At 46.6% G+C, this 16,149-nt stretch carries 9 protein-coding genes; 6 read left to right on the forward strand and 3 right to left on the reverse strand.

Going from position 1 to position 16,149, the window contains the following annotated elements; all coding sequences use genetic code 11:
* Positions 1-46 precede the first annotated feature (46 nt).
* Complete coding sequence (gene guaA, locus EKG38_RS10275; RefSeq protein ID WP_126520159.1) at positions 47-1,624, forward strand: glutamine-hydrolyzing GMP synthase; 1,578 nt, start codon at positions 47-49, stop codon at positions 1,622-1,624.
* A 57-nt stretch (positions 1,625-1,681) separates the two neighbouring features.
* On the opposite strand, the gene EKG38_RS10280 is transcribed toward guaA, so the two are convergent.
* On the reverse strand, positions 1,682-2,611 hold the full coding sequence (locus EKG38_RS10280; RefSeq protein WP_126520160.1) for a GGDEF domain-containing protein: 930 nt from the start codon (positions 2,609-2,611) through the stop codon (positions 1,682-1,684).
* A 282-nt stretch (positions 2,612-2,893) separates the two neighbouring features.
* Between EKG38_RS10280 and tadA the strand changes: the two genes are divergently transcribed.
* Positions 2,894-3,427 (forward strand): tRNA adenosine(34) deaminase TadA, encoded by a 534-nt coding sequence (gene tadA / locus EKG38_RS10285; RefSeq protein WP_126520161.1) that lies wholly within the window; start codon positions 2,894-2,896, stop codon positions 3,425-3,427.
* 296 nt (positions 3,428-3,723) lie between these two features.
* Here the strand turns inward: tadA and mltF are convergent, their stop codons facing one another.
* Positions 3,724-5,166 (reverse strand): membrane-bound lytic murein transglycosylase MltF, encoded by a 1,443-nt coding sequence (mltF, locus tag EKG38_RS10290; protein WP_126520162.1) that lies wholly within the window; start codon positions 5,164-5,166, stop codon positions 3,724-3,726.
* A gap of 333 nt (positions 5,167-5,499) precedes the next feature.
* Here mltF and purL point away from each other — a divergent pair, with 333 nt between their 5' ends.
* From purL to cydX, 4 genes are all read left to right on the forward strand, one after another.
* A complete protein-coding gene (gene purL / locus EKG38_RS10295) occupies positions 5,500-9,381 on the forward strand; it encodes a phosphoribosylformylglycinamidine synthase (RefSeq protein WP_126520246.1) in 3,882 nt (1,293 codons plus the stop codon).
* Positions 9,382-10,731: 1,350 nt separating this feature from the next.
* On the forward strand, positions 10,732-12,288 hold the full coding sequence (locus tag EKG38_RS10300; RefSeq protein ID WP_126520163.1) for a cytochrome ubiquinol oxidase subunit I: 1,557 nt from the start codon (positions 10,732-10,734) through the stop codon (positions 12,286-12,288).
* A gap of 15 nt (positions 12,289-12,303) precedes the next feature.
* Entirely contained in the window at positions 12,304-13,443 is a 1,140-nt protein-coding gene (gene cydB, locus EKG38_RS10305) for a cytochrome d ubiquinol oxidase subunit II (protein WP_126520164.1), read from the forward strand.
* Positions 13,444-13,458: 15 nt separating this feature from the next.
* Positions 13,459-13,575 (forward strand): cytochrome bd-I oxidase subunit CydX, encoded by a 117-nt coding sequence (cydX, locus tag EKG38_RS10310; RefSeq protein ID WP_126520165.1) that lies wholly within the window; start codon positions 13,459-13,461, stop codon positions 13,573-13,575.
* Between the two features lie 549 nt (positions 13,576-14,124).
* On the opposite strand, the gene EKG38_RS10315 is transcribed toward cydX, so the two are convergent.
* Positions 14,125-16,128 (reverse strand): methyl-accepting chemotaxis protein, encoded by a 2,004-nt coding sequence (locus EKG38_RS10315; protein ID WP_126520166.1) that lies wholly within the window; start codon positions 16,126-16,128, stop codon positions 14,125-14,127.
* Positions 16,129-16,149: the final 21 nt, after the last annotated feature.

Consider the following 16,149-nt stretch of genomic DNA (forward strand, 5'->3'; position numbering starts at 1 on the left):
CTAAGCTTGATACCGACAAATTAGATAGATGAAATAAAGGTTCCCCATGAGCAATATTCATGAGCATAAGATACTGATCCTAGACTTTGGATCTCAGTACACTCAGTTAATCGCCCGTCGTATCCGTGAAATCGGTGTTTATTGTGAGCTGTGGGCTTGGGATGTTTCCGAAGCACAGATTAAAGAGTTTGCGCCTAACGGTATTATCTTAGCCGGCGGCCCTGAAAGCGTGACCGCCGATGAGTCACCACGCGCCCCAGAGTATGTTTTCAATGCAGGCGTTCCTGTGTTGGGGATCTGTTACGGCATGCAGACCATGTCAGAGCAGCTGGGTGGTAAGGTCATCCAGGGGATAGGTGAAGGCGAGTTCGGTTATGCCCAAATTGAAATTCAGGAACAAAGTGAGTTATTCAAGAGTATCGAAGATGCGATCAGTGAGTCTGGTAAGCCGCTACTCGATGTTTGGATGAGCCATGGCGATAAGGTTTTAGATATTCCAGAGGGGTTCGTTACCGTCGCAATCACCGAGACTTGCCCTCATGCCGCAATGGCCAATGAAGAGAAGAAGTTCTACGGCGTACAGTTTCACCCAGAGGTGACACATACCCGTCAGGGTAAACGTATGCTCGAGCACTTCGCATTGGACATCTGTGAGTGTGAAGCTAACTGGAAACCGACATCGATTATCGAAGATGCCGTCGAGCGTTTGAAGAAGCAGATCGGCGATGATGAAGTGATCCTCGGTCTGTCTGGTGGCGTCGATTCATCGGTTGTGGCTATGTTGTTACACCGCGCTATCGGTGACAAGCTGACTTGCGTATTCGTCGATAATGGTTTGCTTCGTCTTAACGAAGCTGAGCAGGTGATGGATATGTTTGGCGATCACTTCGGGCTCAATATTGTTCATGTGAACGCTGAAAATCGTTTCCTTGATGCGATGAAGGGCGAAGCCGATCCTGAAGCTAAGCGCAAGATTATCGGTCATGTCTTCGTTGAGATCTTCGATGAAGAGTCTAAGAAGTGCAAAAACGCTAAGTGGTTGGCGCAAGGTACCATCTACCCTGATGTGATTGAATCAGCCGGTAGTGCGACAGGCAAGGCACATGTCATTAAGTCACATCATAATGTGGGTGGCTTACCCGATGATATGGAGCTGGGTCTTGTGGAGCCGCTTCGTGAGCTCTTTAAAGATGAGGTGCGTAAGATAGGTCTTGAGTTAGGTCTGCCTTATGACATGCTTTACCGTCATCCGTTCCCTGGGCCGGGTCTTGGTGTCCGTGTTCTTGGTGAAGTGAAGAAAGAGTACTGCGATCTGCTTCGTTTAGCCGATGCAATCTTTATCGAAGAGCTACACAAAGCCGATCTTTACAATAAGGTCAGTCAGGCATTTACGGTATTCCTGCCCGTTCGCTCTGTTGGCGTCATGGGTGATGGTCGTAAATATGATTGGGTGGTTTCACTGCGCGCGGTTGAAACTATCGACTTTATGACGGCTCATTGGGCGCATTTGCCTTACGACTTCCTGGGCCGTGTATCGAACCGGATCATTAATGAAATTGATGGCATCTCCCGTGTTGTTTACGATATCTCAGGTAAGCCGCCTGCGACTATCGAATGGGAATAATCAGTTAATTGTTAACTGAGAAAAACCAAGATCAAAGGGCACATAATGTGCCCTTTTTTATTGAGCTATCTGTACATAATCTCTGCCCGCAGCCTTTGCCTGATACAGGGCTGTATCGGCATGTTTGATCGCTTCGAACAGGGAGAACTCCTCTGCTGAGTAGGTGCTGACGCCGATACTGACGGTGATCTTGATAGGTGTGGCCTCATAACTAAACGGGTGATGACCGATTTGGTATTTGAGAGATAGCGCGAGATCTAAACACGCCTCCTCCGAGTGAGCCCTGTGATAGAGCAGAAATTCCTCTCCTCCCCAACGTGCAATGATGCAATCATTTTGACTCTGTTGCTGCAAAATACTCGAGATATCACAGAGTAACTTATCCCCTGCATCATGACCTAAGGTATCATTGACCTCCTTAAAGTGGTCTAAGTCCAGTATCATGACACAGTGTATCGGTTTGTCAGCTTCATGTTCGAAACTCCACTCCTTTGGGGAAGTATTGTCCGGCTCCTGAACGTCCTCTTTCCCATAAGCTTTAATTGCAGCTACGGCTGCGCGTCGATTGAGTAGGCCGGTTAGAGGGTCGACTCTCGATAGTTTCAATAAATATTTGATCTGGTTTTGATGATGCTGTGCCCATAAAGTGACTCCGACCAGTACGCTGATTAACCCGGCAGTTTCAAACAGGTCTTCGATAAGGGCGATTTGCGGCCGACCTAAATCATAAATGTCATCCAAAAAATTAAGCAGATTACCCAGGTAAAGCGCGCTTATGCCAAATAACAGAGGTGTGTAAATTTGTCGTTGGTCATTAGTGGATTCGATTAAAAACAGCAAGACTAAGCAGATAATGACTCTGACAGCTTCCATGCCGGACTCGATAGTCATCACGTTATCAACTTGAGTCGTACCTTGGATAATAACCAGAGTCAGTATCGCTGAGAATACAAGTACAAACAATTGTCTACTATAGCGTGTAGGCATCAGGCAGCCGTATGAGCGAATTTCTCTTATCAGTATAGTTAGGATTTATTCGTTCGATTGAACGGGTATAATATCAATCGGCATAAAGATGTGATCGCTCAGCGAGAATTTAGCGCTTCTGAGGCAAGGTCATTAATTGCTCCTCGGTAACTGCTCCATGCGTTACTCTACCTCCTATATCCATATAGTCGTGCATAAATGACATTTGCAACATCCCTTTTGCTCGCAACGAGTGAGGAACATAGTTATTCTACGTTTATATGGTTTTTTGGAGAGTAAAGCTTGACTCAACTAGATAGAGATATCCATTTTATGACACTCGCGATGCAGCAGGCTGCCGAGGCCGAGGCGAGAGGGGAAGTGCCTGTGGGCGCCGTTCTGGTAAAGGACGATAAGGTGGTTGCGGTAGGCTCTAATGATTGCATTGGGCAGCACGATCCCAGTGCACACGCCGAGATGCAGTGTTTGCGTGAGGCTGGCAAGCTGGTTGAGAATTATCGCTTACTCGATACGACCCTCTATGTGACGCTAGAGCCTTGTGCCATGTGCGCTGGTGCCATGGTGCATTCACGGGTCTCACGGTTGGTTTTTGGTGCTAAAGATGAAAAGACCGGGGCCGCCGGTTCTGTTGTCGATCTGGTCAGGCACCCGAGGTTTAACCATCAGCTGGAAGTGAACAGTGGTGTACTCGAGCAGGAATGTAGCGAGCAGCTGAGTCGGTTTTTCCGTCGGCGCCGCAAGGAGAAGAAAGAGCAAAAGAGAGAGCTTAAGCGGTTAGAAGTATTGAAAAACGAGTGCAATGACCCGGCTAGCTAGCCCTGGTTCCAGCCTGCTTGGCTTGAATGCCTTACCTTTTAGCCGTCATTCTGAACTTGTTTCAGAATCCATGGCTTTTATGCTTGAGGACTTATCGCCCTCCAGCATGCTTTGTTTTTTACGTTTAAGCGTATACCGATTGGTATTAGTTAGATGGCTGGATAAAGACGAAGAACTGCTTCTGTCTGTTCATCGTGCGAAGGTGTCTCGATTTGAGTTGTGTTCTGCGTCTCGATGACACCTTATGTATCAGTTTTCTTTTCATGACAATCATCCTTGTTATTTATTGTTATTAATTATTGGGGCTGGGCACCCGATAGGTTCTCTTGTTTGCCTCCGATTTTCTCAGCGAGCTGAGACTCTTCGGCCGATGCTTTTTCATCTATCAAGAGTTGGTTCTGGTTGTCTACCCAGACTAACGTATCATAATAGCGCCTGATACTGTCGACATAGTGAACGGCCTCATTACCACGGGCATAGCCGTATCGGGTACGTTGATAGTATTTACGCTTGTGAAGCAGGGGGAGGACCTCTTTCAGATCTCGCCAGGCGCTGGGATTCAGTCCCATCGATTGTGCCAGTTTACGTGCGTCTTCCACGTGTCCATAGCCGATATTGTAGGAGGCTAAAGCAAACCACATTCGCTGATTTTCAGGGATAGAGTCGGGTAACCTGTTAAGAATATCATTGAGGTACTTTGCGCCTCCCTTGATACTCTGTATCGGGTCGAGTCGATTTTTTATGCCAACCTGTTTTGCCGTCGGAAGCGTCAGCATCATTAACCCTCTGACTCCGGTTGGAGAGCGGGCATTGGGATTCCAGTGAGATTCCTGATAAGCGGTGGCGGCAAGCTTTCGCCAGTCGATACCATTGGCATACTGTTGAAACGTTTCTTTATATTTCGGTAGCTTGTTATCGATAGCGCGGAGAAATGCACGGGTATCGACATAATCGAAGCGTTTGACATGGGCGAAATACTTTTCATTGAGGTGTGCCAGGGTTCCCGAGCGTTTCTCATAGTGCCAGAATGTGAGCAGATCACTCATGAGTTGATCGCTGTTTTTCGGTGGCAATAGCCAGACTATCGCCTGTTTCTCTTTAAGAATGGGACCGGCCCTTAACTCTGGCAGGTAGCGCCTGTTGATCTCAAAGGTGCTCGAGTCGGCGATGGTATAGGTGATTTCGCCTCTGGCAATCATGGCCATTAGCTCTTCGCTGTCTTTCTCTTTCTCCTGCTCCCACACCAGTTCAGGATAGAGTTTTTGCAGTTGAGATAGGGTTTCAACAAAAGAGGAGTCGGTGATAACGGTAATGTTATCTTCCAGCGTCGAGACATCTTTAGGTATCGGGGTTCCTTGCTTATAGACCAAGACTTGATTAACCCGATACAGAGGTGGGCCTAAGCGGAACTTCTCCCGGCGTGACGGGGTATCGGCAAGCCCTGCTGCAAGCAGATCGACTTCACCACTCTCGAGTGCTTTATAAAGCTCGCTGATATTGGAGTAAGGTTTCATCTTAAGTTCTAATTTAAGATATTCTGCAAATCGACTCGCCATCTCAAAGTCGAATCCGGCCTCACCTTGCCCTGTGGTCACAAATATTTGTGCACCATAGAGGGTTCCAACATTAAGCGTGGTTTTCTTTATTGGTTTGGGTATCACCTTTGTTTGCTCCACACCCACCTTCTGGCAAGACGCCAGCAAGGTTATAGTGAGCAAGACAAACAAAAGTTTTTTCATAGCGAACTCTACGGACCTGTTTATTTATTCAGTGATTTTTTATCGAGCAAGCCAGCGATTATATCATAATCAGTGCCAAGTGAATAAACACTCTATTTTTTGCGGTGTTTGAGTGATTTAGGGCGATACCTTGTGAAACGTTCTTTACTAATTATGGTCGATTTTATTGGATTGTAGGTATTAAGCTCAAAATTTATAGCGAGACCTTTTTTGATTAACAGGAAACACTGTTTTCGATAGCGACTACGGATGCTTTGTCATTCACATTTCCCTATAATAGCGCCAGATCTGACCCTGCAATTATAATATAAATCTATAAGGTGAAATGACGTGATGGAGATCATCCGCGGAGCCCCTGCTTTATCAGCGTTTAGAGTTCAAAAATTGATGGAAGCTTGCGACCTTGCATCGCTTCCAATCAGTGGAATTTATGCTGAGTATATTCATTTAGTCGATTTGTCTGAGTCATTAGATGAAAGTGAGACCCAGCAACTCGAGAAACTCCTAACTTATGGTCCTGCTATCGAAGCGCACGCACCACAAGGTTCACTTCATTTTGTTACCCCACGCCCGGGCACTATCTCACCTTGGTCATCCAAGGCTACCGATATTGCACACAACTGTGGCCTGAACAAGGTAAAGCGTTTAGAGCGTGGTGTTGCTTATTATGTCGAATCTGCAGCGCTTAACTGTGAGCAACAAAAGACGTTAAATTCACTCGTGCATGATCGTATGGTCGAAGTGATTTTGAGCAGTTTCGATAAGGCTGAGGTGCTGTTTGCCCGCACCGAGCCCGGTGAAGTAAAAAGCGTTAATATCTTAGGCGAAGGTCGCCGTGCACTGGAGTTGGCAAATACTGAACTCGGTCTTGCACTGGCGACCGATGAGATTGATTATCTAATCGAAAACTTTAATCGTTTAGGCCGTAACCCCAACGATGTCGAGTTGATGATGTTTGCTCAGGCGAACTCAGAGCATTGTCGTCATAAAATTTTCAACGCCGATTGGACAATCGATGGTGAGGTGCAGCCAAAATCATTGTTCAAGATGATTAAGAACACCTTCGAAACTACACCTGAAAACGTATTGTCGGCTTATAAAGATAACGCCGCGGTAATGACTGGCTCAACTGCAGGTCGATTTTTCCCGAAACAAGATGGTGTGTACGATTACCACAGCGAACCCATGCATATCTTGATGAAGGTTGAGACTCACAACCATCCAACCGCGATCAGCCCATATCCAGGTGCGGCAACAGGTTCGGGTGGCGAAATTCGAGATGAGGGCGCAACCGGTCGTGGCTCTAAGCCAAAAGCTGGCTTGACCGGCTTTAGCGTTTCAAACCTTAAGATCCCGGGATTTGTACAGCCTTGGGAAGCCGATTACGGTAAGCCTGACCGCATCGTTACGGCATTAGACATCATGACTGAAGGCCCACTCGGCGGTGCGGCGTTTAACAACGAATTTGGCCGTCCTGCGCTGGTCGGGTATTTCCGTACCTACGAGCAGGAAGTCAGCAGCCACAACGGTGTCGAAGTCCGCGGTTATCACAAGCCAATTATGCTTGCCGGTGGTTTAGGTAATATTCGCGAAGAGCATGTGCAAAAAGGCGAGATCACTGTTGGCGCTAAGCTAATCGTACTGGGTGGTCCTGCGATGAACATCGGTCTGGGCGGCGGTGCTGCTTCTTCGATGACATCGGGTGAGTCCAGTGAAGACTTAGATTTTGCTTCCGTTCAGCGTGAGAACCCCGAGATGGAGCGTCGCTGCCAGGAAGTGATCGATCGTTGTTGGCAGATGGGTGATGAAAACCCAATCCAGTTTATTCATGATGTCGGTGCGGGCGGGCTATCTAATGCTTTTCCTGAACTCGTTAATGATGGTGAGCGTGGCGGCAAGTTTGAATTAAGAAATGTGCCGTCCGATGAACCCGGTATGAGCCCACTCGAGATCTGGTGTAACGAATCACAAGAACGTTATGTGATGTCAGTAGCGCCTGAAAACTTAGCTACATTTACCGCAATCTGTGAACGTGAACGCGCCCCGTTTGCGGTTGTCGGTGTAGCAACTGAAGAGAAAGAGCTGCTTCTTAGTGATGAGCACTTCGAAAATCATCCTATTGATCTGCCTCTAGAGGTCTTATTAGGTAAAGCGCCTAAGATGAGCCGCGATGTTGTCAGTGCTAAGGCCACTTCGGCGGCATTGGATCAAAGTGTGATCGAAGTGCAAGAAGCGGCGCATCGTATCTTGCGTCTACCGACGGTTGCCGAGAAAACATTCCTTATCACTATCGGTGACAGAACGGTAACGGGTCTGGTTAATCGCGATCAGATGGTCGGCCCTTGGCAGGTGCCAGTTGCCGATTGTGCGGTTACTGCGTCAAGTTATGATTCGTACGTAGGTGAAGCTATGTCCATAGGTGAGCGTACACCGCTTGCGCTACTGGACTTCGGTGCCTCTGCGCGTATGGCGGTAGCCGAGTCAATTATGAACATCGCCGGTACCGACATCGGTTCGTTCAAGCGTATCAAGTTGTCAGCTAACTGGATGTCACCTGCGGGTCACCCTGGTGAAGATGCCGGTCTTTATGAAGCAGTAAAAGCCATCGGTGAAGAGCTATGCCCTGAGTTGTCATTGACGATTCCAGTGGGTAAAGACTCGATGTCGATGAAGACGGCATGGGAAGATAACGGTGAGCAAAAGACCGTAACTTCTCCTATGTCGCTGGTTATCACCGCATTTGGTGTGGTCCAGGATATTCGTAACACTGTGACTCCAGAGCTTCGTAGCGATAAAGGTGAGACAGATCTGCTACTCCTTGATTTAGGCCTTGGGCAAAACCGTCTTGGGGGCTCTTGCTTAGCGCAGGTTTACAGTGAGCTGGGTGATATTGCGCCAGATCTTGATAATGCTTCTACGCTGAAAGGTTTCTTCGAAGTCATCCAGCCACTGGTTGCTGACCAGTCAATTATTGCCTATCACGATAGAAGTGACGGCGGCCTTTATACCACATTGGTAGAGATGGCATTTGCGGGTCATACAGGACTTAATGTCGATATCAGCGCACTGGCCGGTAACGATGTCGAGCGTCTGTTTAATGAAGAGCTTGGCGGTGTTATCCAAGTTAGCCGTGAAAACGTTGATGCAATCATTGCTAAATTTGCCGCAGTGGGAGTGCCGTGCCATAAGGTCGCAGAGCTTACATCCACGGATATGATTACTATTCGTGACGGTGAGCGTGACGTATTAAGCGAGTCCCGCACTTCGCTACGTACTATTTGGGCTGAAACCACCCATCGCATGCAGTCGTTGAGGGATAACCCTGAATGCGCCGATGAAGAATTTTCGCTCAAGCAAGACGCAAACGAGCCAGGTTTAACCGTCGATCTTAAATTCAACCCGAGTGATGATGTTGCAGCACCATTTATCTTAAAAGGTGCTGCACCTAAGATGGCTGTCTTGCGTGAGCAAGGCGTAAACTCACATATTGAGATGGCAGCGGCATTTGATCGCGCTGGTTTTGAATCTCGTGACGTTCACATGAGTGATATCTTAAGCGGTCGTATTAGCCTGAAAGAGTTTCAGGGGCTAGTGGCTTGTGGCGGTTTCTCTTACGGTGACGTATTGGGAGCGGGTGAAGGTTGGGCTAAGTCTATTCTGTTCAACGAGCGTGCTCGTGAGCAGTTCAGTGGTTTCTTCGAGCGCAGTGATAGCTTCTCTCTTGGTGTGTGTAATGGCTGCCAGATGTTGTCTAATCTAAAAGAGATCATCCCGGGCACAGAGCTTTGGCCACATTTCGTGCGTAACCGTTCGGAGCGCTTCGAAGCCCGCTTTAGTCTGGTTGAAGTGCAGAAGAGTCCATCTTTGTTCTTTGAAGGTATGGAGGGTTCGCGTATGCCTATCGCTGTTTCACATGGCGAAGGGCGTGCCGAATTTGCATCACCTGAGGCGTTAGCCGCTGCTGAAGCGTCAGGCACCATTGCACTGCGTTATGTTGATGGTAACGGCCAGATTGCGACTCAGTACCCACAAAATCCAAACGGTTCGCCTAATGCTATCACCGCATTAAGTTCAACCGATGGACGAGTGACGATTATGATGCCGCATCCTGAACGTGTGTTCAGAACCGTGGCTAATTCATGGCACCCTGATGAGTGGGGCGAAGATAGCCCTTGGATGAGAATGTTCAGAAACGTTCGTGTTAACGTAGGCTAATACGTTAACCGGTTAAGCGCTATCTGCCAATGGCACCTTTATTTAGGCTTTCTGAGGGAATATTGACCATGGGTCGTAATGTTACAGAAAGTAAGAGTTAAGTTAGACTAATTTAACGTTTACTTATGCCTAAATCATTAAAAAGAGCTTCGAAAATTTCGAAGCTCTTTTTTTTTGAAATTTTCCAGATGAAAAAAGGACTAATAAATAAGTGGTTACATTAACATTAGAAAACAAGGGTGTTCTAAAGTGAGGTAAATAAGTCATTCGGTACGCTATGGGGCTCAATAAGAACAAACTGGGCATTCGAAGAAGTTTTAAAGAGAGAGATGTGTTCTTCATCAGTGGTTGATTTGCTGGTAGGGAAGAGTGCGAGGGGCCTGAAATGAAAAAGCCACCTGGCTTTAGGAGCCAGGTGGCTGTTTTGCGCTAACAAAACTTCAAGAACAGTTGGGTAGCAATAAAGCCGGTTTACAGCTCTCTTGCAGTATAAAGTTCAACAAAAACACGCTGGTAGTTGCAAACTAGACGATCAAATAAGTTTTTCATATCGGTATCTCCACACAGTAATTAGATTGATGTGAGCGGAGTTAGGCCTTGCCGGGCTACTTCACCGGGTTAACAAGCTGCCTCCTCAACACAGGACGTATAATAAGCGGTAATGATTATCTGAACAAACGAGAAAAATTTGATTTACGGATTACTAAAACTAATCTGTAATCATCTGTATCTGTCTTTATATGTCCGCCTTGTGGTTTTATATTGTTTATTTACAGAGGCTTGCTTTATTTTGCTAATTGATCTCAACTTGTTAAGGGTTAATATAACTCATCTTTTGTTTTGTGTTTTCTTTTGTTTTTTTGCTTTTTTTACGAATAATGGTTGAGTTGGTCTAAATGGGTAATAAACTCGATGCAACACGGGCTCCTAGCATGTATGTTGTTGGTGGTCAACGTCGCGATGGGTGGAACTGTGTCCTTACCCACAAAACGCGCTTTGGCCGGAGTGTTTGATTGATTTGAATCAATTTTGAATGGTATAAAATAGGGGCTGGAAAGGGCATGTGTTTGAGTTAAGTTTTTGATAAATAATATTTAGCTCACTTTTTAGATGTTTTATTTGTATTTTTATCACAAATAAAATAAATAGTGTGAGGCTTGTCGCAAAAACGTGCTGAGTTTTGAGTGTTTGTCTAATAACTCGGCGAATTAATAAAAAAATGATGTTTAGCCATTTATGTTGCTTGATTGCGTATAAATGTGATTAAAACAAAATATCCTAAATAGGCATTTATCATGATCGATGGGGATCTCATTATGATAGATGGATGCACCACCTAAGGAGTCACTAATGATTTTAGAAGAGGTTGTTGAGCTGTCGCGCTTTCAGTTTGCGATGACTGCTATGTATCACTTCTTGTTTGTTCCCTTAACTTTGGGCTTAGCTTTCTTGCTGGCTATCATGGAATCACTTTATGTGATGACGGATAAGCAGATCTATAAAGATATGACTAAGTTTTGGGGTAAGTTGTTCGGTATTAACTTTGCTCTCGGTGTGGCCACAGGCCTTGCCATGGAGTTCCAGTTTGGTACTAACTGGTCATATTATTCGCATTATGTTGGGGATATTTTTGGCGCACCGCTAGCCATTGAAGGCTTAATGGCCTTTTTCCTCGAGTCGACCTTAGTGGGCATGTTCTTCTTCGGTTGGGACAGGTTCAGTAAGCGTCAGCATCTGGCGGTTACCTGGTTAGTCGCGTTAGGCTCTAATATGTCTGCGCTGTGGATCTTGGTTGCTAACGGTTGGATGCAAAACCCGGTCGGCAGCGTATTCAACTACGAAACCATGCGCATGGAGATGACCAGTTGGGGAGAGGTGTTATTTAACCCAGTTGCTCAGGTGAAATTCGTTCATACCGTGGCGTCGGGTTATGTTGCCGGTGCAATGTTCGTGCTTGCGATTAGCTCATATTATATCATTAAGAAACGTGATCTACCGTTTGCACGTCGCTCGTTCGCGATTGCAGCAAGCTTTGGTATGGCATCGATTCTCTCTGTTATCGTCCTTGGGGATGAGTCAGGCTATAAGGTGGGTGAGGCTCAGCGTGTTAAATTAGCTGCAATTGAAGCTGAATGGCACACGGAACCCGCTCCTGCAGCCTTCACTGCGGTAGGTTTCCCAAATCAAGAGACGATGGAAACAGATTTCGCGATTAAGATCCCATACGCTATGGGTATTATTGCGACTCGCTCTCTCGATGAGGAGGTTACGGGGATTCACGACCTTATCGAAGAGCACGAAGTGCGTATTCGTAATGGCATGAAGGCTTATGCCATGTTGACAGAGTTGCGTACGGGTAATGAAACGCCTGAGCTACGTGCTGCTTTCGATGAAGCAAAAGTAGATTTGGGTTACGGTCTGTTGTTGAAGCGTTACACCGATAAGGTTGTCGATGCGACTGAAGAGCAGATTGTTGCAGCAGCAAAAGATTCGATACCTAGCGTTGCCCCTATGTTCTGGACATTCAGAGTCATGGTAGGTGCAGGTATGGTGATGCTATTAGTATTCGCAGCCGCATTTTGGCAGAGTACGCGTCACCAAATCGATGAGAAACCTTGGGTATTGAAAGCGGCGTTATTTAGCTTACCTCTTCCTTGGATTGCCATCGAGTGTGGTTGGTTTGTCGCCGAATACGGTCGTCAGCCATGGACTATTTCAGAAGTCCTGCCGACCTTTATGTCTGCATCTAGTTTATCTGTGGGTGATCTTTGGTTCAGTATTATCTCTATCACCTTGTTCTACACAGTTTTACTTGTGATTGAAGCTTACTTGATGATTAAGTTTGCTCGCCAAGGTCCAAGTTGTCTTAAGACTGGTAGATATCACTTTGAAAAGCTTGATGCCTAAGCAGGAGATCTGATTATGTTTGATTATGAAATGTTAAGATTGATCTGGTGGGCACTGATTGGTGTGCTATTCATTGGATTTGCTGTAACTGATGGTTTCGATATGGGAGTTGGAGCACTTTTGCCTATCATAGGTAAAGATGACACCGAACGCCGTATCATGATCAACTCGATAGCTCCCCATTGGGATGGTAACCAGGTTTGGTTAATTACCGCTGGTGGCGCATTGTTTGCTGCCTGGCCTATGGTTTACGGTGTATCGTTTTCAGGATTCTATGTCGCTATGATGTTGGTCTTGTTTGCATTATTCCTTCGTCCTGTAGGCTTCGATTACCGTTCGAAAATTGAAGATCCAAGATGGCGTAAGTCTTGGGATTGGGCGCTGTTTATCGGTGGCTTCGTTCCTCCGCTGATCATTGGTGTTGCTTTTGGTAACTTATTGCAAGGTGTGCCGTTTAATTTCGACGAATACCTGCGTGCAACCTACCACGGTGGCTTCTTCGGTCTACTGAACCCGTTTGGACTACTGGCAGGCCTGGTGTGCGTCAGCATGTTTATGATGCAAGGTGCGACCTGGTTACAGATGAAGACAGAAGGTGAGTTGAGAGTTCGTGCCGCTAAGGCCGCTCAAGTCTTATCAGCCTTGTTATTTGTCTTCTTTGGAGTTGCAGGTGTTTGGCTGGTTAATGGTATCGATGGTTATGTGATCACATCAACGATAGATACTTATGGCATCTCAGATCCAACGCTTAAGACCGTTGCCGTCGAAGCGGGTGCATGGTTGGCTAACTACGATAAGTATCCTATTACTATGCTGTTCCCGGTACTTGGACTAGCTATGCCTATCTTAGTGCTGCTGTCGAGTCGTCTAAACCGTAGTGGTTTTGCCTTCTTTTTCAGTTCACTGGCGATTGCCGCCGTGATCTTAACTTGTGGCGCGGCTATGTTCCCATTTGTTATGCCATCTTCACTCGAGCCAAACGTAAGTTTGACTATGTGGGATGCGACTGCAAGTGAAGTTTCGTTAACTGTTATGACCTGGGCCGCAATCATCTTCGTACCCATTGTACTTAGCTACACTGTGTACACTTATTTGAAGATGTTTGGTCGCCTGTCTCGTAGCTTTATCGAGAATAACAAGACATCACTTTACTGATTAGGAGCCAACATCATGTGGTACTTTGCTTGGATTTTAGGTATTTTGCTGGCTTGTTCTTTCGGTATTATCAATGCGTTATGGCTTGAGAATACTGAAAATATGGACAGAGAAGCAGATAAGCAAGACTAATGATAGTGTGATTTAGTTTTAGCTGAATAGCCCCGCAATGGTATTAACCTTGCGGGGCTTTTTTGTGCCTCTTTTGTGTAGGAGCGGCTTTAGCCGCGAAGCTTGTTGCCAGCTTCATCTATAAGCTCGTAGCCTTATGGATTATTTCAGAGATCATTCTTCATTATTCCCGGCTAAAGCCGGTCCTACATGGTTGCGCATTAATTGTAGGAGCGGCTTGAGCCGCGAAGCTCGTTGCCGGCTCCATCTATAAGCCCGTAGCTTTGTTGATTATTTCAGAGACCATTCTTCATTATTCCCGGCTAAAGCCAGTCCTACATGGCTGCGCATTAATTGTAGGAGCGGCTTTAGCCGCGAAGCTCGTTGCTTGTTTCAGGAGCCAGCTTGAATGTTCGAGGTTCGGGGTTCTAGGTTTGAGCCGTCATTCTGAACTAGTTTCAGAATCCACGTTCTTTCATGCTTTATGGGAAGGGGATGAGAATTTGTATGTTTGAGGGCCTGAATGTTTAACGCATTCAGGCCTTCTTAATATTATTTAGATATCGATTTTTAAGCTTTAAATACGCTAATTTTCTCTTTTATCTCTACGGCCAGATCCGATAACCCCTGCGCGGCATCGACGTTTTCACCGGCTCTCTGCTCACCTTCACGTGCCAGCTCTGTTATCAGGTGCAGGTTGCGGGTTATCTCATCGGCTACGGCGCTTTGCTGCTCCGTTGCACTGGCGATACTGCTCGATGAGATGGCCAGTTCACCGATACTCTCGGTGATTTGGTTTAGTTGAATACCAGCTTCTTCCCCTTGAGTGGCGGATGCGATACCCAATTGATGGCTCTGTCCCATCTGCTCCGCAGTGGTCTTGACCTGGGATTGAAGTTGAGTGATGGTCAGGCCAATCTCATGAATCGATGTTTGGGTTCGCTGTGCCAGTGTTCTGACCTCATCGGCGACGACGGCAAATCCACGCCCCTGTTCACCCGCTCGCGCCGCTTCGATTGCCGCGTTCAGGGCAAGCAGGTTTGTCTGCTCGGCTATCCCATTGATCACTTCCGTGACCTGACTGATCGCTTCACTCTCTTTCGTCACATTCTCGACGCTGATATGACTGTTGTTGAGTTGATGACTGAGCTCTGCTAAGCCATTAACAACTTGAGTCAATTGGTCATGGCCTTGACGTGAGGCGGTATCAACCTGCTGGCTCTTGTTTGCTCCTTCACTGGCATGGCTGGCAACATCACGAATGGAGGTCGACATCTCTTCGATTGCCGTGGCGATCTGGTCCGTCTGCGCCATTAATGACTGCGCTTCCTCGCCATTAAGTCTTGCCGTTTGCTGGGCTTCAGCGGCTTGGGTCTCTAGGGTTCCCACCGACTGCTGCAGGGCCATAATCAATTGCCTTAAACTATCGGCCATCTGAGAGGTACTGATAGTGATCATATCGACTTCATTCTTGCTGTCGGTATTGGGTCTGTTGAAGCTTTGTGAAAGATTTCCTCTTCCAAGCTGGTCCAGCTGCTGTTGAAGCACTTTCAATGGATGAAGTGTTTTCATTAGTACAATGAATAGCATTAAGGTGATTAAGATAATCCCTACTGCGGCCACAGAGACATTGATACTGAGTAATTTCAGGCTCTCCTCATTAAGCTCGCTAACCTTAGCGAAGCCAACCAGTGCCCAATCCCAGCCGGGAATGTTCACACTATAGGCGTACATAGGTTCGTTATTATTGTTGATGTACTCCCAAGAGCCATTATCGGTCAATGCTTGCTCAATCGTCAGACCACCGAGCATCTGCTGAGTCATTTTCTCTCCCGAATTAACACTGGGATGGGCAACGACAGATTGGTTGCTCCTGCGCATGATCATGAAATAACCCGACTCTTCAATCTTGAGTTTATTCATCGCCTGCTGGAGCTGGGTTAACGACTCTGTAATATCGAATCCGATATAGAGGATACCGATAACTTCACCCTGAACATTGGTTATGGGTCGATATACCGTCATGTAATCTTTGCCAAACAATTTGGCATAACCTTCGTAAGCTTGGCCACTGATTAATGCGGCATAACCCGGGTGATTCTTGCCCAGATAAGTGCCCAGTGCTCGTTTACCATCGGCTTTCTTCAACGATGTTGAGATACGCAGGAAGTCGTCGCCATCGCGCACAAACACGGTTGCCGTACCACCGGTAAGATTTGAGAAGCGATCGACCTTACTCTTCGAGGCATTGATCTGCTCTTTTTCATGGGCGAGAGCGGGGGTTATCTTGCTTAATACTTTGACTGTTTTGTTGGGTTTTCTGAACTGGCCGGGATACATGGCGCGCAAGACATCGGCGCTGCGACGGGCAAGTGTCAATAAGCTACTGTATTGAACCTCAATCAGATCTGAGGTTCCATGCATCTGAGCCTGCATGGCGGTAACGGCTTTATCTTCGAGTACATCGGCCGCGGTAAAGTAAGAGATACTCCCCGTTATCCCGAACACGAGAACGGTTAATATTAGGGCTAATATGCCTATCTGTTGTGAAATTGGCCAGTTTTTATAATTCATTTTTTGGTCCGCTTTTATTAT

This window comes from Shewanella canadensis (assembly GCF_003966225.1).
Taxonomy (GTDB): domain Bacteria; phylum Pseudomonadota; class Gammaproteobacteria; order Enterobacterales; family Shewanellaceae; genus Shewanella; species Shewanella canadensis.